A 21,734-nucleotide genomic window follows, 5' to 3' on the forward strand; every position below is an offset into this window, starting at 1 on the left:
ATGTCGCGCTCCTTCCTGGCGCCCAGGAAGCATGTTTGAATATTACCAGCTCGTTCTTGGTTTTTGACAGACTTATGTCACATCGAACGTACTTTGAGATGTCAATCTAGGTACCAAGCTTTAGTTTTCAAACGTCGAAAACTTAACATTGCTGCGTAGACTGTTCAACGGTATCGGGTACAATTCGTATGCATTTATGTGCATTTCGAGATGAATTGCAAGCGATTCGTTTGGAAGTCATCTCGGCATGATGACGGTACTTGAAGAGAGGATTTTCATGTCCGAATTATCCGATTTCGAACACGCGGCCAAGGCCGATATCAAAGCGGCTGCAAACGCGAATTCCGCCGAGCACGCGAACAAGCCTTGGTTCAAGAAGTTGTCGCTAACCACGTGGATTTTTATCGCGTTGGCGCTTGGCGTTATTGCCGGCTTGGCTTTGCAAGGCACGCCCGGCATTGCCACCACGTACATCAAGCCGCTTGGCACCATTTTCTTGAACCTGATTAAGATGATCGTGGTGCCACTAGTCATTTTCTCGATGATTGCCGGCGTCATCAGCCTGTCCGATATCAAGAAGGTTGGCGCCATCGGTGGCAAAACCATCGTGTATTACCTGTGCACCACGGCGTGCGCCATCGTAATTGGCCTGGTTATCGCCAATGTTTTCAACGTTGGTGGCGGTTACACGCTCACAACCGACGAACTGAGCTACGAGGCAAAGCAAGCCCCGTCGTTCATCGACACCATTGTGAATATCTTCCCGTCGAACTTTGTGCAGCCGATGTCTGACGCCAGCATGTTGCAGATTATCGTCATTGCGCTGTTCTTCGGCTTCGGCATCCTTGCGGCTGGCAAGAAGGCTCAGCCTGTTGCCGACTTCGTCAACGGCATGTCGGAAGTGTGCATCAAGATTATGCACATGATTATCTCCATCGCGCCGTTCGGCGTGTTCGGCCTGATCGCGCCTGTCGTTGCTACGAACGGCCCCGATATCTTGCTGCCGCTATTGAAGCTGATCCTGGTTGCCTACCTGGCCATGATTCTGCATATGGTTATCGTCTACTCCGGCCTGGTCAAAACCATCGCGAAGATGGGTCCCATTACGTTCTTCAAAGGCCAGTTCCGCGCCATGGCGTTTGCCTTCGCCTCCGCTTCTTCGGTAGGTACGCTTCCGGTGAACATGGAATGTTCTGAAAAGCTTGGCGTTCGCCGCGAGATCACCAGCTTCGTGTTGCCGCTTGGCGCCACCATCAACATGGACGGTACCGCCATCTACCAGGGTGTTTGCGCAATCTTCATCGCTCAGGTGTTCGGCATCGACCTGACTATCGGCCAGCAGTGCGTCATCGTGATGACCGCCGTGCTGTCCTCCATCGGTACTGCCGGCGTGCCGGGTTCGGGCATGATCATGCTAGCCATGGTGCTGCAGTCGGTCGGCCTGCCGGTCGAGGGCATCGCTTTGGTTGCCGGCGTTGACCGCGTGCTCGACATGATGCGCACCGTCGTCAATATCACGGGCGATCAGTCTTGCGCCGTGTGCGTTGATCACCTCGAGAAGCGCAAGGAAGCACGCAAGGCCGCGAAGGCTGCATAACCCAAGGCGATTTTCGCAACGCAATGTATCCTATTCCGTTCATTCCGTGATCCATTCGATTTTGCAGCTTCGCTAATCTGCTAAGGAGCGCTTGCCTCAACTGACGCTCTTCAAGCCGCCCCGCCATTGCGCGGGGTGGCTTGCTGTATGCGCTCGAATAGCGTAACGCAGAGAACGAATATCCTCTTCTGGTCATTCCCGTCATTCCCAAGGGGGCGCATTTTTTTCCCTTCGAGCGCTGTCCCTTTCGTGGGAATCTTGAATTGCTGCACATCGACGCCTTCATGCTTCAGTAACGCAATTTTCAGAGGTATACCTCCACCGAACCCTGTGAGGCTACCTGATGCTCCGATTACGCGATGACATGGAACTATGAGACAGAGGGGGTTCCTGCCCACGGCGCCACCGACAGCCCTTGCGGAAGTTCGTTTGCCCGTTGCCCGTTCAACGCCCCGGGCGATATCCCCGTAGGTCACTACCGCCCCATACGGAATGTTCGACAACTCGCTCCAAACGCGCTTCTGAAACTCAGTACCCCGCGGATGCAACGCAAGCTCATGCGGGTCAGGTCTCTCACCCGCCAGATAGCAATCAAGCCACTCAGAGGTCTTTTGGAATATGGCCAGTTGGTCGTTTCTTTCTAACGGCTCATCTATTCCCGTGAGGTAATATCTATCGTTATTGAACCAGCTTCCGCAAAGGCCCTTTTCGTCTGCTCCGAGCGTTAGCTTTCCTGCAATGCCGGTATCGTATTCGGTAACATACATAAACCCTCCTTCAGCCATTAGCGTTTCTTCGGCGCGTAGTCGCGCATTCCGAGGATTGCGCCTTTCGAAACTTCCCACAGATAAAGACTTGCTACGCTGCAGTAAGGACTAAACCTACGGCGATACTTTTCGAAGAGCGGCCTGGTGATAGCTCTATGGTGATACACCATACGCAAACCCCGTTGAATCGCCAAATCGTCGTACGCGAAAATGTTCTTGCGTCCAAGGCAGAACAGCAAAATCATCTCTGCCGTCCAAGTTCCAATACCGCGCAAGCTGGACAGAGACGTTATAGCGGCTTCATCGTCCATTTCGCGAACTCCATTCAGGTCAAATTCCCTTGATACGACCTTTTGCGCGAACTCATGAATGTACTCGGCTTTCCGGAATGTTGTTCCGCAAGCTTGCAAGTCGTCGATTGAAGCCGTTGCTACCGTTTCCGGGGCGACTTGTCCAAGTAGCTGCTGCATACGGTTCCAAACCGTCCGCTGCGCTTCGAGCGAAACTTGCTGCCCAATAATGTGATGAGCTGTTGCTGAGAACAAATCAGGGTCTAACGCACGACTGACGTGTCCTATTGTTTGGATGACCTCGGCGAAGCGCGCGTCTTTTTGAGCGAGATAGGTTGTTTCCGTTTCCCCGTACTCGAAGCAAGTCGCAGTTGGACTACGCGATGCATTGATAACCGATGAACCAGTTGCTTGCGTTACCGCCTTTTGCCCATCCATACGACCTCAATTCATTTTCAAAAAAACCTCTTGCGAACAAATGTATGATAGGTATAATACAAACAAAAGTTCGATATTTCAAGTATAAACTGAGTAATTGTGAACAGGAAGGGGTGCAGCGATGAGTTTTCCGCAAATGAGGTTTGGCGTGGGTTGTCGTTTCCCCGTATTCGGGTATTGGAATGCGCGAATACGCCAAAGGCAGGAATTTCTATTGCCGAAAGCCATCAAGAATATCAATGAGTTCCTGTTTGGAGTGAATGCACAGTTTCGAGTAAACGTTGCGTGTATAGCTTTTCACGGTGTTTTCGGATAGATGCAGCTCTTGGCTAATGTAGCTTTTGCTGCGACCTTGGGCCAGGTAAAAGGCCATATCGGTTTCACGATCCGTCAAATCAAATTGCGCCTGAACCTTGCGGCACCGTTCGCGCAAGTGGTCTTCGTACGATACGTGCATGAGCTGTTTGTCCGCAGTCGTGCTGCCGGAATTCGCGGGGGTTTCTTCGACGTCATATGCCTGTGTTGCGGAAGCCGATTTCCGTTCAATTTCATAGGGTAAAACCGTGTTCTTGAGAGCATCCTTGCGATCGTCGAGCGAGCCGAATGTGGCGAAGAACCGTCGCGCTTTTGGCTGACTGGCACGCAGCATGATTGCCACGCTCAGAGCCAGCAAGCATACAAGCGCAGCAATTACCAGAACGGATTGGCCCAGGCTTGGGCCAAAATGGAAGATAAGCCACCTGCCCGCTTCACGCGGCAGCAAATGGGCTATCCATACAGCACCAAGCGCCATATATGGCGGAATAGAACTATGGCGGCAGAAGTCATAGACGCCATACCACAGCACTCCAAGCATAAACGTGTTCGAGATGGTGATAAGCGTTGCGCCGGCCTGCGGCTGGCCCAGCGCAACAATGAGAAGCACTCCCGCAACCATCAGGGCAACCTCAAGCCACCACAATGAGCCGAAAGATAAGCCGCGCCCTCGAACAAGTACCCACCAGATAACGCCAATGCATAGCAGAGCAACCGCAGTTTGATGAGCTAATTGGAACAGAGGTGATAGCATGATCGACATTCCGGAGGGAAAGCCGCGAGCAATGCCAAGCGCGAAGTCAAGGAGCGCGATGCCTAGAAGGATGCGCGGAATCAGCCATTTGCTCTCACTGTCGTAAATATGATCGCGCTTGGGCTCGGGTACAACGTCGCAACGGGAATCAAGCGCATCCATTGCCTGTTTGAATAAGACGAATGATAGCGTTGGCATAAACAGCCCAATGCCAAATACCGCAACTATGGGCAACATGCCCAAGCCATATCCCGCCACGGCGCTTGCGCCAAGACATGCAAAGGAATAAATCAGCGACTCGCCTTCATCCAGACGGTCGAAAAACGTTATCCACATGCCGCCGCCCCACACGATTCCAAGCCCCGCCAATGCGGAAGCAGGAAGGGCAAGCGGCAATGAGGGATATTCGGTTTGAACCAGCAAAAGAACAGGAGCCAGCGTCATGGCTGTTATCGAGAAGCAATCAAGCGCTTTGCGCGTTCGTCCCGCAAGAGGCAGCCGAGCGAACGCAAGCATGAGGACCAGGATAAAGGCAACTCGCGCCATGTTACCAACAATGGTAATGGCACCGGAGTCGGTTGCGGCGTAGCGATCGTAGAGACAGCATTGCGTCCATACCCTGATAGCAATGAGTCCGAAAAAGCATGCGGCAAAACGAGGGATATATGTTGAACGGAAATCTTTCCATCCCCGCGTATGCACATGACGTTGAGCCATGGAAACCTCTTCGCTCATTACTCCCCCCCTCGCGCGCATCATTATAGCGAAAGCACAGGGGGAGATAGGACTGCAGAGACGAACCCGAGCTGTTGGTTGTTCGGGTTCGGATGGGCTGTTCTTGGTGGGTTCTTGGCTACCCGAAAGGCCAAGAACCCATGTCGTCCTTGACCTTTCGGGTAGGGTGCCGCTTCGGTGATTATGCGAAAACGTAGGCGCAGGCGGTTTCTTGGGCTTGGCGGCCGTTGACGTTGATGTCGCATACCGCATTGCCGCCTAAGCGGTTGCCGCCGTGAATGCCGCCAGTTACCTCGCCGGCTGCAAACAGGCCGGGAATGGGGTTGCCGCTGGCATCGAGCACTTCGGCCTTGACGTTTACGCGCAGGCCGCCCATGCAGTGGTGCACGCCGGGGGCCACGGGCAGCGCGTAAAACGGAGATTTGACCAAGGGATTGAGACTTTTCGTGCGACCGAGCGGGTCTTCTACCCCGTTGGCAATGTTGTCGTTGTACGACGTCACCGTATTTACGAAGGTGTCCGTCGGAACGCCCATCTTCTGGGCAAGCTCTTCAAACGTGTCGGCCACGTGGATTAGCCCGCGCGATACGAACTTCTCTTCAACGGAAAGGTTGTTGTCATGCACCGATTGGTCGAATACTGCGAATGCGCCGCGGCCCGGCTGCGCCCATTCGGCTTCGGAAACGCGATCGCGCGTGAGCAATTCGTTCGTAAAGCGCACGCCGTCGGTGTTTACCAGAATGGCTCCGTCGCCGCGGATGTTTTCGGACAGCAGTGTTGCGGTGGTCTGCTCGACGGTTGGATGTACCTGAATCTGGTCGATATCAACGATGTCAGCGCCAACCTCCTGGGCAAACTTGATGCCGTCGCCCTGCGTACCGGGCTGATTCGTGGTTACGGCATCACGCAGCTCGGGACGATACTGAGCAAGCATCTCGCTGTTCGCTCCGAAGCCGCCCGTTGCCACGATAAGTGCACGGCAAGCATATTTGACGGGCAGCCCGTTAGGGTTGGTGGCGCGCACGCCGGCAACCTTTCCGTCCTGTATGAGGATTTCCTCGACCTTGGTGTTGCACACGGCCGCTACACCGCGCTGGCGGCACTGCTCGGTCATTCCCTTCACGATATACTTGCCCACGGCTTCGCCCGATTCGGGACGATGGATGCGCTTGACGCTTGCGCCGCCCGACGTGCCGAGTTTCGACAAGGTGATGCCCATGGAGTCAAGCCAGTCGATGGCATCGGACGAACCGGCGCACATGTGGCGGATGAGCTCCATGTTGCCCTTCTCGTGTCCGCCTGCATACGTGTCGGCCGACATGAAATCGACGCTGTCCTCGATGCCCGCGGCCTTCTGGAACTTCGTGCAGCAGGCGTTTATGCCGCCTTCGGCGAAGCATGTGTTGCCGCCTGCCACCGGCATCTTTTCCAACAGCAGCACCTTGGCACCCTGATCGACAGCGCCAACCGTGGCTGCCATGCCTGCCCCGCCGGCGCCAACCACGATAATGTCGTATTCGCCCCCGTCGATAATGTTTTCAGCAGCTTCGGCCTCGAAGCTGCGCGGGGACCCACAGCCTGTAAGCCCCAGCGCCGCTGCGCCCATGCCGAACGTCAAGACGCCGGTAAGAAAACCGCGCCGCGAAACCCCTACATTGTGCTTGCTTGCCATGATTGCTCCCCTTCCCTACTTCTGCTCGCGATACGGAATGCTCGTCCAGCCCTCGGGCACGTCTTCGGCTGCCTGATAGTGGCATTCGGAGCACGTGATCACCGACTGGCTGTGCATCTTGTGGCAGTCGCCGCATTCGGTGACGCCGTGCTCGCTGAAGTCGTGAGGGTTCCACGCCATCCACTCGGTTTTCTTTTCGAGCTTGTCAAGGTCCATGTTGTGGCACGACTCGTTGAGGCAGAACTCCTGCGTGGCGAATTCGCCGCTGCGGCTTACCAGGTGTTGGGTGTCTTCGTCGAAAGTGTAGTCGCCGGTGATCCAGTGTATGCCTTCGCCGATTTGCTCCTCGATCTTCGGCTCATGGCACGTCAAGCAGTCTTTGCCTGCTTTCATGTGAGCGTTGGCCAGCATAGTTCCATCGGAGTTGTAATAGCTTTCCACATATGCATTCATGGGGGTGTGACAGATGCTGTTGCAGAAGCTGGGCTGGTTATGCCAAACAGCGAATCCACCCACTGCGGCAACAGCCACGGCGGCAACTATGCATACCGTGACGATGGTCTTGCGGCGCTTGTCGCAGGCGCCTTCCTTTTCGCTCATGAGGTCCTCCTTGGTTCTTCCCGAGATACCGCGCGTAGCGGCTTATCGACGGGATAAATCATAGGAAGACGCGGATTGTTCCTGCACGTCCGAAAAGGGTGGTTTACGCGTTTGACCAGGGTGGTTTTGAAAGGGTGTGCGCATTTTGGCACGGTATATCGTTGGGCGCGAAGGCGATTCTTGCGGAACGAGCGAGCGATTTGCAGGATGCGCAGCAGGTGGTTTGCGCAGCCTGCTGCGCAGAGGAAAATCGATTACGAGGAAGAAAATCTATGCTTCAAGGATTGCAAGCAAAGCGCCGATTTCGCGTTGGACGGCGTGCTCGGCGTTCGTGCCGATTACCTTTGTGGAAATCTGCTTGATGGCCGAGCGACCGTTGCCCATGGCGATGCTGGTTCCGACCATGCGCAAGATTTCGTAATCGTTCATAGCGTCGCCGAACGCCATCACCTCTGCGGGCTTGACGTTGTGTGCAGCCATGACTTGGCTGATGCCGGTTGCCTTGCTGACGCCGCGCTGCATGATGTCGATCCACTTGCGGCCGGAAGGCGCGAACACGAAGTCTTCGCCAAGCTCGCGCTCCAAAATATAAGCCATGTCCATAACGGCGTCATCGCAGTAAATGGATGCCTTGATGATGCTGGTGTCAGGGTTGGGCAGCTCAAGCGCACGGACCGGGTTCGGCAGATTCTTATCGAGCTCGCGTTCGAAACGCGCCTCGTCGTCAAGCAGATAGGTTATTTTGCGGTCGAAAATGGCCAGGTGCAGGTTATCGAACAGGTCGACGATCGACTTGAGGCGACGCAGGGCTGCGTGGCTGAACACCTCGCGGTCAACCAGCTTGCCCGCTACCACAACCTGCGCTCCGTTCGAAGCAACGAAATCCATCTGGTTCATTACGGGTGCGAACATTTCCTGAAGCGTATCGAAGCGCCTGCCCGACGAGGCAACGAAGCTGATGCCGACGGCGTTCAGCCTGCGGATAAGGTCGTAAGTTTCAGGCGGCACGTTTCCGTCGCCGTCAAGAAGCGTTCCGTCCATATCGCTGGCAATGAGTTTGATCATGTGCGGCCTCCTCACAGGTCTTGCGATGCCCCCACGGCATCGCTGCCGGTCCGCCCGGCGATTTCTCACATCCTGAACTTGCCGCCATTGTATTTCGGCTTGCAGGAAAGCGGGCCTGCGCCACGAAACCTGCGCAGGAAGCTGACTAATCGTTGACGCGCCGTTGACGGCCGGTTAACTGTGGACGAAAGCAACCAGCAAGGAGTGATGCGGGATTATACGATGGTTGTGCATCGCAGACCGTGCAATTTCTCCTCAAGCTCTTATCGCAGCCGGTATCTTGTTCGGAAACGCTTCTGTCGCAAGTTCAGCGTAAGCGACTGTGTGCACAAAACAGTTGCATACGTGATTACTTTGGGGCTTTCCGATCACCCTCCAGCTTTGAACGCAAAGCGCACCTTATCGGTGTGGGGTCTGTCGTAAAAACGGCACAATCAGCCAACGTGCGTCTTCGTGATCCGGAAAAGGCGGCGCATTGACGTCACTCCCGTCATGCGTATTCTGGAAACACCTGGGCAAGACGGCGGATGGTCTCGTCCACGCGGTCGGGCTCGATGCCCGCGTAATTCACCACGATGGCGGCCTCCCCGTGCGAGTATTCCTCGAAGCGCTTCGTCGTACGGTTCGGTCCGCCGTCGCTGAGCAGGTAGTCGTTGAACAGCGAGATGTTCAACCCCAGCTCAGCACCGCGGCTGCGAATCTCATCGAGGCTGAGCTTCGTGCGCACGTACAGCAGGAAGTGCGTGCCGGCGTTGCGCTCTTCCACGTGCGAGATGGCGGCAAGCGGCGATTCGGCGATGGCGCGCAGCACTGTGGCGCGTTGATGGCGGAAAAAGTTGCGCGTACGGTTGATGTGCCGCTCGAAGTGCCCCTCGTCGATAAAGCGTGCCAGCGCGTATTGCTCGAAGCTGGAGACGGTGCACGAGTAGAAGCTCATGGTGTCGACGTAGCGGGCAAGCAGCTTCGGCGGTAGCACCATGTAGCTGATGCGCAAGCTCGGCACCATAGTTTTCGAGAACGCGTTGAGGTAAATCACCTTGTCAGAGGCATCGTCAGCGAACAGCGGCATGATAAGGCGGCCGTTGTAGCGAAATTCGCTGTCGTAATCGTCTTCAATGATGTAGCGCTTGCGCGCGCGGTTGGCCCACTCGAACAGCTCCAGCCGCCGCTTGATAGGCATAACGATACCCGTGGGGAAATGGTTGGCAGGCGACACATGTACCACATCGGCGCCGGATTCCTCAAGCTCGTCGATGAGCAGGCCCGATTCATCGATGGGCACCGGCCGCCACGGGTTGCCGAATGCGCGGGAAATAGCGGCGAACTTCTTGTAGCCAGGGTTCTCCATGGCAAACGTCGTGGTGGGTCCCAGCATCTGCAGCAAGCGGCCGTACAGGTATTCGCTGCCGGCGCCGACGATGATGCAATCAGGCGATACGTCCATGCCGCGAGTGCGATGCAGATACGATGCGATGGCGCGCCGCAGTTCGGGCAGGCCGTTGAACGGCACCGAGCGCAGCAAGCTGTCGGTGGGAAGCGATAGCGCCTCGCGCATGTAGCGGCCCCACACCGACGTGGGGAACAGCGACACGCTAGTACGATTCGCCTTCAGGTCGACGAAGAATTCGGGATCGTGCGCCTGGCTGATGACGTCAGCGGCATACGGGGTGGCACTAACGGAAGAAGGCGAGCATGCTAGGGGCCGATCCTCGTCGGCGATGCCGGCGTGCCGAGAGTCGCTTGCGGTTGCACCAGCGGCGGTCAAGGGGTCTGCGACGGGCAACGCCACTTGATCAGGGGCGCTATTGCGCTTCCTCACGTTGCTGTGCGAAACGCTCGCAAGGCTTTTCGCCTTACGCTGCGCTCCCGCTAGCCCGCTTCCCCTTCCGGTTACCGGTTTCAACCGGTAATTCGACACGTCTTCCACAAAGTACCCGCGCCGCTGCTCGGAACGTATAAACCCTTCCGTTATCAGCTGATCGTAGGCCGCCGTGACCGTGGCCACACCGATGTTCAGGTGCCGCGCCAGCACGCGCTTCGACGGCAGCTTCGTCCCGCACGCGATAACGCCGCGCGCGATATCCTCGCGAATGGACTGGTATAGGAATTCGTACAGCGAACTGGTGCCCCTTGCGCGCAAATCGTACGTGAGCAGAAACACGGAGCGATTGTCTGACATCGGGACATCCTTTCGCGAAAGGCGCAAATCTCGCGGGCTACGGCGCAAAACCGCTCCCAAACGGCGTCGCGCATGGCGGTGCAACTGGTTCATCTGGTTCGTAAAAGTATCACGAGTTTGGTTCTTTTGATAGAACCAAACCTTTTCTACACTATATCTCGCCCTACAGACGAGCGTGCGGCGACCCCTTGCATGCCAGCAGCTCAGACGGCCGCCTGCCCAGGTGGGCGGCCACTTTAGACGGGAGACGACCATGGGTTACTTTACGGGGAAAACCATTATCATCACCGGCGCGGGTTTCGCCGCGCTTAAGGACGGCTCTGCAGGTTCCATCGGCTTCGGCATTGCTACCGCGTTTGCAAAAGAAGGCGCGAATCTGGCCATCACCGGGCGCAACGTCAAAAAGCTTGAGGCGGCAAAAGAACGTCTTGAAGGCGAATACGGCATTCGCGTGCTGCCCATTCAGGCCGATGTAAACGCCAGCGCCGACAACAAGGCTGTGGTGCAAAGCGCCGTCGACCAGGTCGTGACCGAATTCGGCCGCATCGACGCGTTGGTGAACAACGCCCAGGCTTCCGCATCCGGCGTCACCATTGCCGACCACACCACCGAGCAATTTGACCTGGCGCTGTACTCGGGCCTATACGCGGCGTTTTACTACATGCAGGCGTGCTACCCGCACCTGAAGGAGACGAAGGGTTCCGTTGTGAACTTTGCCAGCGGCGCGGGCTTGTTCGGCAACTATGGCCAGTGCGCCTACGCGGCGGCCAAAGAAGGCATTCGCGGCTTGACGCGCGTGGCGGCCACCGAATGGGGCCCGGATGGCATTAACGCCAACGTGGTGTGCCCGCTTGCATGGACGGCGGCGCTCGAGAACTTCAAGGAGCAGTACCCCGAGGCGTACGAGGCCAACGTGCACATGCCCCCGATGGGCCATTACGGCAACGTCGAGACCGAAATCGGCCGTGCTGTGGTGCAGCTGTGCGGGCCTGATTTCAAGTTCATGAGCGGCGAGACCATCACGCTTGAAGGCGGCATGGGCCTGCGTCCGTAAACAACTACTCTACCCACTACCTACCTTGGGTTTCTATCCGGATCTGGCCGGCTGGAAAAAGCGAGCGCCTCGGGCATCTGCGGTCCGAGGCGCTCGCGTTATATCGCGCCGAATCTGGGAAAACGTGCTTGCTTGACGCGAAGTCGCTCGAGTTCGTGACTTGCTAACGCAATATTTGGCTGTTACTCCCCCAACGCTTCGGCGGCTTCGAGCCATTGCTCGTCGAGCGCGTCGATTTGCGCTTGGAAGTCGTTGATTTGCTGCTGGAATTTGCCAAGCGCCTCAAAATCGGACGGATCGGCGGCGGCCATGTCGGCCTGCGCTTGCTCGATCTTGCCGCGCAGCGTGTTCGACTTGTTCTCACAGCTGCGCATGCGCTTTTTCAGCTCGCGAATCTCACCGCCGGAAAGCTGCGGACCCGCCGACGTGCTTTTGCTTTCGGCGGCGCTTTCGGCCGAAGCCGCGGCGCTACCCTGCGGTGCCTTCGCGCGGCCTGCGGGCGCAGCGGCGTGCGCCGTTATCTCCAGGTACTCGTCCACGCCGCGCGGCAGGTGGCGCACATGTCCATCGATAAGCGCGAACTGGTGATCGGTCACGCGCTCCATCAGGAAGCGGTCATGCGTGACCAGCAGCAGCGTGCCCGGCCACGCGTCAAGCAGCTCTTCGATGGCGGCAAGCATGTCGGTGTCCATGTCGTTGCCTGGCTCGTCAAGAATCAGCACGTTCGGCTCGTCCAGCAAAATGAGCATGAGCGCAAGGCGACGCTTCTGGCCGCCCGACAGGTCGCACACCGGCTCGTTGAGGTCAGCGCGCGAAAATCCTAGCTTCTCCAGCAGCTGAGCCGGCGTCATTTCCTTGCCGTCAAGCATCATGCGGCGCGTGTAGTTGCTGATGACCTGGCGCACGCGGTCGTTGCCGAAGCGCGCAAGGTTGTCGAGATGCTGCGAAAGCACGGCGAACTTCACCGTTTTGCCGATTTTAACGAAGCCGGTCTGCGGCTTTATTTTGCCCTGGATGACCTTCAGCAGCGTAGTTTTCCCTACGCCGTTGGCGCCGACGATGCCGTAGCGGTCGCCAGGCCCGATGATCCAGTCGACGTGGTCGAGCACGGGCGCGAGCTTGCCGTCAAAGCTTACCGTGACGTTTTTCAGCTCCACCACCTGCTTGCCCAGGCGCGCCATGGCCATGCGCTTGAGCTCCAGCTCGTTGCGCAGCGGCGGCACGTCGGCAATAAGCTCGTGAGCTGCGTCGACGCGGAATTTCGGCTTCGTGCCGCGCGCTTTGGGCCCGCGCGCCAGCCATGCTAGCTCGCGGCGCAGCGCATTCTGGCGCTTTTCCTCGGCAAGGGCCGCCAAACGGTCGCGTTCTACACGCTGCAGGATGTAAGCGGAAAAGCCGCCTTCGAACGGTTCGACCATGCGATCGTGCACTTCCCACATGCGCGTGCACACCTCGTCCAAAAACCAGCGGTCGTGCGTGACCACCAGAAGCGCGCCCTGCCCCGCGCGCCAGCGGGTTTTCAGGTGATTCGCCAGCCATGTGATGGCGCGCACGTCCAGGTGGTTCGTGGGCTCGTCAAGGGCCAGGATGTCCCAGTCGCCGATAAGCAGGCGCACCAGGTCCACGCGGCGGCGCTGGCCGCCCGAAAGCGTGCCCACCTGGGCATCCCACGGGATATCGGACGCTAGACCTGCGATGATGTCGCGGATGCGCGCATCGCCGGCCCACTCGTATGCAGGGATGTCGCCCACTACGGCGCGCTCGACGGTGTCTTCGTCGTTCAGGTTGTCGGACTGCCCCAACGCGCCCACGCGCACCGCGCCGTTGCGCAGCACGCGGCCTTCGTCGGGCGGCAGCACGCCGGCCAGCACGGAAAGCAGCGTGGACTTGCCGTCGCCGTTGCGACCGACGATGCCGATGCGGTCACCTTCGTCAACACCAAGCGACACGCTTTCGAACACCGTTTTCGTGGGGAACTCCACCGCCACCTTTTCGCAGCCGAGCATAAACGCCATGTGAAACCTCTATCCTGAACAGGGCTGCAAGCGTAGCCCGTGTTATTTTGCGCACACCATGATAGCAAAAGCTGCCCGGCACGCTTCCGCGCGCACGAAACCACCCAGAACAATAAGGTTCGCGTTAAGCCTTTGACCTGCGGAAACCAGATATAACACCAGGTCAAACGATGGTTTTCAAATTGCCATCAGTCATGCGGTTGTGGACGGTCTGGGCGACTTCGCAAGCTTACTGCTTCGTCATCACGGCGATGGTCATCCACGTTCGCTCGTACGGACGGTAATACGTGTGGTATTCCAGCAGCGTGAAGCCGTCTTTTTGCGACAGGTCGGAGATGTCGCGCGGCAGGCTGTCGTTTTGCGCCTGACCAGTGCAAATAAAGGTGCCGTGGAAGTTGTCGAAGATGATCTCCCACGATTTCTTGCTGACGAGCGTGGGCGAATAGGCCATGTACGCGCGGTCCCAGTTGCCCTTTTGCCAGTCCATGTACGTTTGCGGCACGTCTTCGCACATGCACGCGGTGACGCCCATGTAGCCGATGTCGGTGGACACCACCAGCGGCATCTGCCCGCCAATTTGCTCGGAAACGCTGTCGACGGTTTCGCGGAACTTCTCGATCGGCACGTTGTTGGCGGGGTCGTAATCGTCACGCAAAAGCAGCGCTTGGTTGGCAACCGACGCGCAAAGCGTAACCGCAACTACGCCTGCTACCAGGGGTTTCGTGTGCACATGGGACAACACCGCCGCCGCGGCGAACAGCAGCGGCCCAATGGCCACGAATAGGTAGCGGTAGTACAAGATCATGGAGTTCATGACCATTGAAGCGGTCCAAGAAATGGCGAACACCCCGAAGTACACCGCCAGCGCGGCAACGACGGGCGCGATAGGCTCGGAAACCAGCCATGCGTAGAAGCGCTTTGCGCGCAGGTGCTTCACAGGCGCGGCGCGGCCGGCGCCTGCGCGGGCCAGCATCTCGCGGCGCTGCTGGCGATGCAGGCCAACGCGCCAAGTGGCCCAGCGCGCCGACCAGGCGATCAAAAACGCCAGCGTCACGATGGCGGCGTAGCCGATAATCTTCACGGCAACTTGCATGCCTGCGCCATAGCTGCCACGCGCGGCGAACGACAAGGGGCTGGTAAGAAACGGGTACGTTGCCAGCTCGATGTACGTGGTAGGGAACACGATGTTCGCCCAGTACGTGCCGCCGACCACGCCCATCTGGCTGGTCACGGCCGTAAGAATCCAGGGCACGTACAGCGCCACCTGCGCTACGCAGCCGATAATCAGCACGATAAGCGGGGCGCTTGCGCGCTTGCCATCAGGCAGAGGAGCCGGGCCGCCGCAGCGGCGTTGCCAGGCGCGCACGCAAAGCGCCACCAGCAGCACCAGGTTGATCATGAACGCCGACATGGCGCCGAAATAATGCAGGTAAGCGCACGCCAAGCTGGCAATGAAGCACGTAAGCCACCAGCTTCGCGGCGTGCCGGCCCAGCACTTCTTCCCCTTCGCAGCCTGCGCGATGGCCGGCGGCGTGGCGGGCAGCTGCGTGCCGATAATGCGCATGGCGTAGATGAAGCACAGCATAACGGCGAACGTAGCCCACGAATACATGCGAATCTCAACGGACATCAGCGAGATATAAGGCGTGAACAGGGCGAAGAAGCTGAACAGCACGCCAACCTTCCAACCGCTGTCGCGCCGAACATGCGTGAACCCCAGCGTTGTCAGCGCAATGGCGCCCGCCACCGTGAACAGGCGATATACCGTGATGTTCTGCCCGAACACTAGGTTGAGCACGTGCAACGACCAGTAAATAAGCACGGGGTGCACGTCGCCGGAACTGTAGTACCAGATGTCGGAGAAGCTGTGGTTGGCAATGCCCACGGAATAGCTTTCGTCGAACCAGATGTTGCCGTGGAAGGCGTCCGTCAGCAGAAACAGGCTGCCCACCACCAGCAGCACGACATGGAAGCGCGGGTTGGCCAGCACAGCGCGCAGGCGCGCGAATGCGCCGGCATGCGAGCGCCCGGCGTCGGGCTCGGTATGGCTTGCAGCGGTGCTGTTACTGGTGCTTTCGCTCATGCGCGTCCCCTTTGCGCGCGAGATGAGAACTTCATGGTGGTTTGCCTTCGCTTGAAATCTCGTCGTTGTGCACACCGTAGTCTAGCATCGTATCCGCAGGCAAGGATAAGCTGCGCAGAAAAACCTGCATCGCACTCTAATTGTTTACATATTAGCTGGTCAATGGCCGTTTTCTGCAATGCGACGGACTGTGAGAACCTGCGCGAAAGGTACGCGTTTCCGCAGGTGGTTGCGGGCGGTTCCGCAATGAGGGCGCGTGGGCGACATTCAAACGTTTGACACAATAGCGTAGGATTATGGGTGCTGCTTTCGGCACCCGGGGGTTGCCAGAGCGGTTGCGCTTTTATGCGGCGCGGCTTGAGAACCGGTTCAGCAAGACGAAGGGGCAAACATGGGCGTTGCGTTTCACGCCGACGATTACGGAATCACCGAGCAGCAGGCCCGGGATATCCTTGCGCTTTCAAGCGCATGCGGCGGCGACGGAGCGCTGTCGTCGGTCAGCATCTTCGTGAACAGCCCGGCATTTGAAATCGCTGCTGACCTGGCACGACCGTATGTTGAATCGGGCGCACTCAGAATGGCGCTGCACTTGAACCTGGTGGAAGGCCGCCCTTGCGCAAACACGGCCGAGGTTCCACTTCTGGTGAATGCGCGCGGGACGTTTTGCAACGACTTCGTGGGGCTGCTGAAGCTGTCGCACGGGCCGCAGCGTTGGGAGTTCCGACGTCAGCTTCAGCGCGAATGCGAAGCACAGATTACGCGTTACTTGCAGGCATTTCCGCAGATGAAAGACGTGCTTCGCCTGGATAGCCACCAGCACACGCACGCGGTGCCCGCCGTGTTCGACGCGGCTATGGCGACGGTGCGCGAGCAGGGTTGCACGTTGGCGTACCTGCGCTGTCCCGTGGAGCCGCTGCGTCCCCATCGCGCGGTCGGCAACCACATGCCCCCCATTAACTTGGCCAAAGACGCGCTGATTACGTGGTTGTGGCGCAGCAACCGGGGCAAGGTGCCGGCGGGTTGCGCCAGCTCGCTGTTCTGCGGCGTGGTGCTTTCGGGTGCCATGGATAAGGTGTCGTGGCCGCTTGTCGAAGCGTTCGGCAGCATCGCTCGCGACCGAGCGCAAAACGTCGAAGTGTTGTTTCACCCGGTCAGCGTGCCTATTGAGCAGTGCCTTGACCCGCAAAACGAACCATTCGCGCAGGCGTGCGCATCCGAAGCGCGCGACAGAGAGGCCGCTTGCCTGAGAAAGCTAGCGAGCAACCGGTCGCTCGCATAGTGACAAGGCACATGAGCTCCCGTTCAAACAGCGGCAAGGGCGTTCGAAACTCAAACCATGGACGATCTCTTCGCGCTTCCCCAATCCGCAAGTTTTGCCGCTACACGCCTGCCGCAAAATCAAAAAACGCTCATGTATGTGATTTGCTGATCTTGGCCGGAATATACGCACATTTGACACGCTTGTGACCTGGGAAAACGCAACGACGTGCGAAGATTCAGTTCTCGCGAATCCATTAAATCACATACATGAGCGATTTTTAGAGTGAGGCTACGGTCTGAAGGTATTTTCCCCTTGACTTGAAGTTAGCTTTAGGGTCGACAATCGGTTCGTTACATCGAAACGAACCGAAAGGAACAGCTATGAGCAAGGCATTGGTTGCATACTTCAGCGCATCGGGCGCAACGCGCACGCTGGCGAAGGAACTGGCGAAAGCCGCAAACGCGGATTTGTTCGAAATCGAGCCCGAGCAGCCTTATACCGCTGTCGACCTGGATTGGATTAACAAGAACAGTCGCTCCACCCTTGAGATGAACGACCCGAACAGCCGTCCCGCTATCGCGCACGCATGCCCGGACCTGGCGGCTTACGACACGGTGTATGTGGGCTTCCCCATCTGGTGGTACGTGGCGCCCACCATCGTGAACACGTTCTTGGAGAGCGGCGATTTCACCGGCAAGCGCGTGGTGCCGTTTGCCACATCCGGCGGTTCGGGGATGGGCAAAACCGTTGCCGCGCTGAAGCCGAGCGCGCCCACCGCCGATTTTACCGCCGGTGAAGTGCTGAACGGCGCGAACGCGGCGAAGCTTGCAAAGTTCGTCGAAAAGTACCGGAAGTAGCTACTGCTGAAGTAGATACTAGCCTAGTCCAAAAACTCAACTTCGCCGGTGTCCGTGTGGTAGAGCGCACCAACAACGCGCAAACCGTGTTTGGCCTCGTCAGCGCGCACTTTGCGGCTTTCCTCGACGCGACGCACGCTATGCGCAACGTTGGCCAGACATGCTGCGGCCTCGTCCTGCTCGTCGCCAATGGCATCGGCGATTTCGTCGGTGATGAACTTCACCGTGCCGTAGGGCTCATGGTGCAGAGCGGCGTCCACCGCGCCGCACGCGGTGTGCCCGAGCACCACCACCAAGTTGCAGCCCAGGTGATCTTCGGCGTATTCGATGCTACCAAGCTGGTGGTTGTCCACCACGTTACCGGCCACGCGAATGACGAACAGCTCGCCGATGCCTGCCGAGAAAATGGCCTCGGGAATAACGCGAGAGTCCGAGCACGCCAGCACAATGGCATAGGGATGCTGGCCGTGTTCGAACGTGGTGCGGCGCAGCGCGGGAGACACATCCCCCGCCGCGTTCTCAGCTTGCAGGTAGCGCGCATTGCCTTCGCGCAAGCGCATAAGGGCTTCATCAGCGGAAATGTTATTTGCTTCGTGCGTCATACTGTTCGCTTCCTGTCGATTTCGTTCCTGGTTTCTTGCATACTTCCTCAACGATATAAAGCTAACGGTCACCAAATGGAGCGAATGCAGGCGAAAACCAAATAAACCGAACAGCATCGCCTCGGCGCGTGAAGGCTAATCCTGCAACGCTCGACGAAACCCTCGAGCAGACCATACGCAGCTTTGCGCGTCAAGGCGTGCAGGGTCCCGCAGCGAACGGCGAAGCCCTCGAGCGAACACGCTCAACTTCCCGTCGACAAGGCCCGCGGAAGCTGGGCCTTCGGCTCTTTGTCCACGTTGCCACTTAGCGGCAGCAATTGCGATTGCCGTTCGTCGGCAAGTGAATTCACTGCCGCTTCGCGCACCTCCAAGCATTTCTGCGCGATGCCTTTACTCCCCTTCGCCAAGCTCGCCCACGTTGAACTCGTAGTCTTTGTACGGCAGCACGGCATTCAGGATGATGCCGGCAAGCGAGCCGATGGCCAGGCCCGACAGCGATATGGTCACGCCTGCAACGTCGAACGTCACCGCACCGGCAGTGCTGTACGCAATGCCGATGGAAAGCACCAGCACAATGGCCGCCACCAGCACGTTGCGGCTTTTCTGGAAATCGACGTGGTTCTCCACCAGGTTGCGCACGCCCACGGCGCTGATCATGCCGTACAGCACCAGCGACACGCCGCCGATGACGCTGGCGGGCATAGCGCCGATGACGGCCGCGAACTTCGGACAGAACGACAGCGCAATGGCGCAGCACGCGGCAATGCGCACGACGCGCGGATCGAACACGCGGGTCAGCGCCAGCACGCCGGTGTTCTCACCGTACGTGGTGTTCGCGGGCGCGCCGAACAGGCTGGCCAGGATGGTGGCCAGGCCGTCGCCGAGCAGCGTGCGGTGCAAGCCGGGGTTCGCGATGAAGTTGCGCTCGCACGTGGAGCTGATAGCGGAGATGTCTCCGATGTGCTCGATCATGGTGGCGAACGCCAACGGCATGATGGTGATGATGGCAGTGATGGCAAGGCCAGCGTCGAAGTGTTCGCCGAACAGCGAGAACACGGTGTTGTCCCAGGTAAACGGCAAGCCGATCCATGCAGCTTGCGCCACGCCGGAGAAGTCGACTTCGCCAAGCGCCGCCGCTGCCACGTAGCTGACCACCACACCGATAAGGATGGGCACGATCTTCACCATGCCGCGTCCCCAGATATTGCACACGATAATGGCCGCGATGGCGATGATGGCCACCAGCCAGTTCGTCGAGCAATTCGCAATGGCAGAGCTGGCCAGAATCAACCCAATGCAGATGACGATGGGGCCGGTGACTACCGGCGGGAAGAAGCGCATGACGCGCGCGGGTCCGAACAGGCGAAACAGCGCGGAAAGCACCAGGTACAGCAAGCCGGCGCACGCAACGCCCAGACACGCGTAGGGAAGCAGGTCTGCCTCGCCGTTCGGCGCGATGGCCGCGTATCCGGCGATGAACGCGAACGACGAGCCCAGAAACGCCGGCACCTTCCCCTTCGCCAGGAAGTGGAACAGCAGCGTGCCCAGTCCGGCGAACAGCAGCGTGTCGCTGACCGACAGGCCCGTGAGCACAGGCACCAAGATGGTGGCGCCGAACATGGCGAACATGTGTTGGATGCCCAGCACGAACATGCGCGGGCGGCCAAGTGTGGTGGCGTCGTAGACGGCGGGCGGGGTTTCGGGGGCGGTGCGGGAAGGCGCGTTTTCGCTCATGAGAGACCTTTCGGTGTGGGTGCAAACGTTTGCATTGTAGGGGAGCGCACACGACCCGCCCGCACGAAATCGGCTGGCGGGCGCAGCTGTGGCAGGAAACGCAGCACGACTCTCTCTTTGGACGCCCGCTTGCCCCGATAACCAGCTTTTTCGCTATTTTCACTAAGTATGATTGATCGCTGCTAAAGATTTCGGTTGTTACGTCTGCATGGCAATACTTTGCCGCTAAGCAACTGCAAGATATACTGGTGCCAGCTTGAAACAGCGGTTAACGGAGGAGGTGAGGCGCATGTCTGGAAAACGCAAGAAGAGGACCGCCCGACCGGCGAAGACGGGTGCGGTGTGGCGGCAGTCGGCCGACGAGGCAACATTGGCGCAAAACCCGCGCTATAACGGGTTTGCGTGCGGCCACGGCGCGCACGGCGACCGTAAGTTCAACCGCGCAAAAGCGAGCCGCGCATGGAAAGCGCAGCTCAGACAAGAAGGAGCCTCTCGGGGCTCCTTCCCTTTTTACGTGGCTTGCCGCTTAGGCGCTCAAGATATTTGCTCATCGCGCGCTTCGTCCATCGCCTCAGAAAGCGCTTGCAAAAATGCCAGCGCACTTTCGCGCTTCGGCCCTTTGCGGACAAGCGCAGCAAGCCTAAGAGTTAACGCTTGCCCATCAACAGGAACGCGCACGCAGCCGCTCGGTTGGTTGCGTTTTGCCTCATCGTAAAGCTGAGGCAGCAAAAACACGTTCCCTTTGGGGTCAAGGTCAAGATAGTCATAGGGTGTTGAAGCCGGAAACAGCGTAGTGGCGTAATGAACCCCGGCGTCATCAAGCTGATTCTTGATTTGCAGCCACGTGGGCGTAAGGCGGGGACCAACCAGCTGAATGAGATTTTGCCCCTCGAAATCGCGAAGCTCCAAAACCTTTTTGTGCGCAAGCGGGCTGCTTTCAGACACCAGCGCATCAAGACGCGTCCGGCCCACCTCGTAAAACTCGATCGAAGCATCTGCATGTAACGCGCGAAAAACGCTTTCAGCCACATAGAACACAGCGCAATCGGAGTCGCCTGATTCCAAAAGGGAAACTTGTTCTTCAGGGAAGAAGCTTTTCGATGGGAGCAAGTGCGGGATATTTCCCGTAGCAACTTTGAATTTTGTGATGACCCGAGACACGAGCGGGTAATCCTCAGGGTTGTCAAGCGTGCCGCTAATATGCAGCGTTGAAGCATTTTGATTGTGTTTGACCAGTTCAAGCGTTTGCTCGTACGCATCCCATACTTTTTGCGCACCCTCGAGCAGCACAACGCCTTTATTGGTAAGCGAAACGCTTGTCCTATCGCGATTGAACAGGCGAACGCCATAATGGTTCTCAAGCGTTGCAATGTGCTTGCTTAGCGTCGAAGGAGTTGTAAACAGGGCCTTTGCCGCGGAACGAAAATTGAGTTCTTCCGAAAGCACGATGAAATCGTGCAGCAATTCGATTTGCATGTATCCCCCTGTGAAATCCCCTTCAATTATTCATTATACTACGTTCGAAGAGAGTTTCCGCAGATAAGAGACCGAAAATGAATCTAGCACCCAGATGAGCCGATCCGCTTTCGACCTAAACACATGATTGCCCAGTTCACGTGAGATGGTTTCCGTTTCGGAATCAGTCGAGCACAAATCGACACAGTTCACGCAATTCAACACAGCATCCCATTTCGAAATACACAGAGCGAAAAATGC

The 21,734-nt window shown here is 58.0% G+C and carries 16 protein-coding genes; 4 read left to right on the forward strand and 12 right to left on the reverse strand.

All coding sequences use genetic code 11. From position 1 onward, the window contains the following. The first annotated feature begins 277 nt into the window (after positions 1 to 277). Positions 278 to 1,597, forward strand: a complete 1,320-nt coding sequence (locus tag ACWI6D_RS05310) for a dicarboxylate/amino acid:cation symporter (protein WP_302935924.1) — start codon at positions 278 to 280, stop codon at positions 1,595 to 1,597. 110 nt (positions 1,598 to 1,707) lie between these two features. On the opposite strand, the gene ACWI6D_RS05315 is transcribed toward ACWI6D_RS05310, so the two are convergent. The 7 genes from ACWI6D_RS05315 to pdxR form a co-directional block, all read right to left on the reverse strand. After that, positions 1,708 to 2,364 carry a methylated-DNA--[protein]-cysteine S-methyltransferase gene (locus tag ACWI6D_RS05315; protein WP_449133933.1) on the reverse strand — a complete coding sequence of 219 codons (657 nt, stop codon included), beginning with the start codon at positions 2,362 to 2,364 and terminating at the stop codon, positions 1,708 to 1,710. 17 nt (positions 2,365 to 2,381) lie between these two features. Next, positions 2,382 to 3,092 carry a DNA-3-methyladenine glycosylase family protein gene (locus ACWI6D_RS05320; RefSeq protein WP_449133934.1) on the reverse strand — a complete coding sequence of 237 codons (711 nt, stop codon included), beginning with the start codon at positions 3,090 to 3,092 and terminating at the stop codon, positions 2,382 to 2,384. 211 nt (positions 3,093 to 3,303) lie between these two features. Further along, a complete protein-coding gene (locus ACWI6D_RS05325) occupies positions 3,304 to 4,896 on the reverse strand; it encodes a LuxR C-terminal-related transcriptional regulator (RefSeq protein ID WP_449133935.1) in 1,593 nt (530 codons plus the stop codon). 181 nt (positions 4,897 to 5,077) lie between these two features. Continuing rightward, positions 5,078 to 6,568, reverse strand: coding sequence for a flavocytochrome c (locus ACWI6D_RS05330; RefSeq protein WP_449133936.1), 1,491 nt, complete (start codon positions 6,566 to 6,568; stop codon positions 5,078 to 5,080). Between the two features lie 15 nt (positions 6,569 to 6,583). Beyond that, positions 6,584 to 7,168, reverse strand: a complete 585-nt coding sequence (locus ACWI6D_RS05335) for a cytochrome c3 family protein (RefSeq protein ID WP_303250489.1) — start codon at positions 7,166 to 7,168, stop codon at positions 6,584 to 6,586. 270 nt (positions 7,169 to 7,438) lie between these two features. After that, on the reverse strand, positions 7,439 to 8,233 hold the full coding sequence (locus ACWI6D_RS05340; RefSeq protein ID WP_449133937.1) for an HAD family hydrolase: 795 nt from the start codon (positions 8,231 to 8,233) through the stop codon (positions 7,439 to 7,441). A 490-nt stretch (positions 8,234 to 8,723) separates the two neighbouring features. Then, the gene (pdxR, locus tag ACWI6D_RS05345) at positions 8,724 to 10,412 is read right to left on the reverse strand and encodes a MocR-like pyridoxine biosynthesis transcription factor PdxR (RefSeq protein ID WP_449133938.1); all 1,689 of its coding nucleotides are present in this window, start codon (positions 10,410 to 10,412) and stop codon (positions 8,724 to 8,726) included. A gap of 253 nt (positions 10,413 to 10,665) precedes the next feature. Here pdxR and ACWI6D_RS05350 point away from each other — a divergent pair, with 253 nt between their 5' ends. Further along, positions 10,666 to 11,466: an SDR family NAD(P)-dependent oxidoreductase gene (locus tag ACWI6D_RS05350; protein ID WP_302935930.1), complete on the forward strand. Its 801-nt coding sequence runs from the start codon at positions 10,666 to 10,668 to the stop codon at positions 11,464 to 11,466. A gap of 182 nt (positions 11,467 to 11,648) precedes the next feature. Here ACWI6D_RS05350 and ACWI6D_RS05355 read toward each other — a convergent pair whose 3' ends face one another. Both ACWI6D_RS05355 and ACWI6D_RS05360 read right to left on the reverse strand, forming a co-directional pair. Next, positions 11,649 to 13,481: an ABC-F family ATP-binding cassette domain-containing protein gene (locus ACWI6D_RS05355; RefSeq protein ID WP_449133939.1), complete on the reverse strand. Its 1,833-nt coding sequence runs from the start codon at positions 13,479 to 13,481 to the stop codon at positions 11,649 to 11,651. 229 nt (positions 13,482 to 13,710) lie between these two features. Beyond that, positions 13,711 to 15,564: a hypothetical protein gene (locus ACWI6D_RS05360; protein WP_449133940.1), complete on the reverse strand. Its 1,854-nt coding sequence runs from the start codon at positions 15,562 to 15,564 to the stop codon at positions 13,711 to 13,713. A 391-nt stretch (positions 15,565 to 15,955) separates the two neighbouring features. Between ACWI6D_RS05360 and ACWI6D_RS05365 the strand changes: the two genes are divergently transcribed. Both ACWI6D_RS05365 and ACWI6D_RS05370 read left to right on the forward strand, forming a co-directional pair. Next, positions 15,956 to 16,843, forward strand: coding sequence for a ChbG/HpnK family deacetylase (locus tag ACWI6D_RS05365; RefSeq protein WP_449133941.1), 888 nt, complete (start codon positions 15,956 to 15,958; stop codon positions 16,841 to 16,843). A 362-nt stretch (positions 16,844 to 17,205) separates the two neighbouring features. Further along, entirely contained in the window at positions 17,206 to 17,682 is a 477-nt protein-coding gene (locus tag ACWI6D_RS05370) for a flavodoxin (protein ID WP_449133942.1), read from the forward strand. A 23-nt stretch (positions 17,683 to 17,705) separates the two neighbouring features. On the opposite strand, the gene ACWI6D_RS05375 is transcribed toward ACWI6D_RS05370, so the two are convergent. The 3 genes from ACWI6D_RS05375 to ACWI6D_RS05385 form a co-directional block, all read right to left on the reverse strand. Then, entirely contained in the window at positions 17,706 to 18,284 is a 579-nt protein-coding gene (locus tag ACWI6D_RS05375) for a carbonic anhydrase (protein WP_449133943.1), read from the reverse strand. 390 nt (positions 18,285 to 18,674) lie between these two features. After that, positions 18,675 to 20,018, reverse strand: a complete 1,344-nt coding sequence (locus ACWI6D_RS05380; RefSeq protein ID WP_449133944.1) for a uracil-xanthine permease family protein — start codon at positions 20,016 to 20,018, stop codon at positions 18,675 to 18,677. Between the two features lie 534 nt (positions 20,019 to 20,552). Further along, positions 20,553 to 21,494, reverse strand: a complete 942-nt coding sequence (locus ACWI6D_RS05385; RefSeq protein ID WP_337368824.1) for a LysR family transcriptional regulator — start codon at positions 21,492 to 21,494, stop codon at positions 20,553 to 20,555. Between the last annotated feature and the right edge of the window lie 240 nt (positions 21,495 to 21,734).

The sequence above is a fragment of the Senegalimassilia sp. genome, from assembly GCF_977052095.1.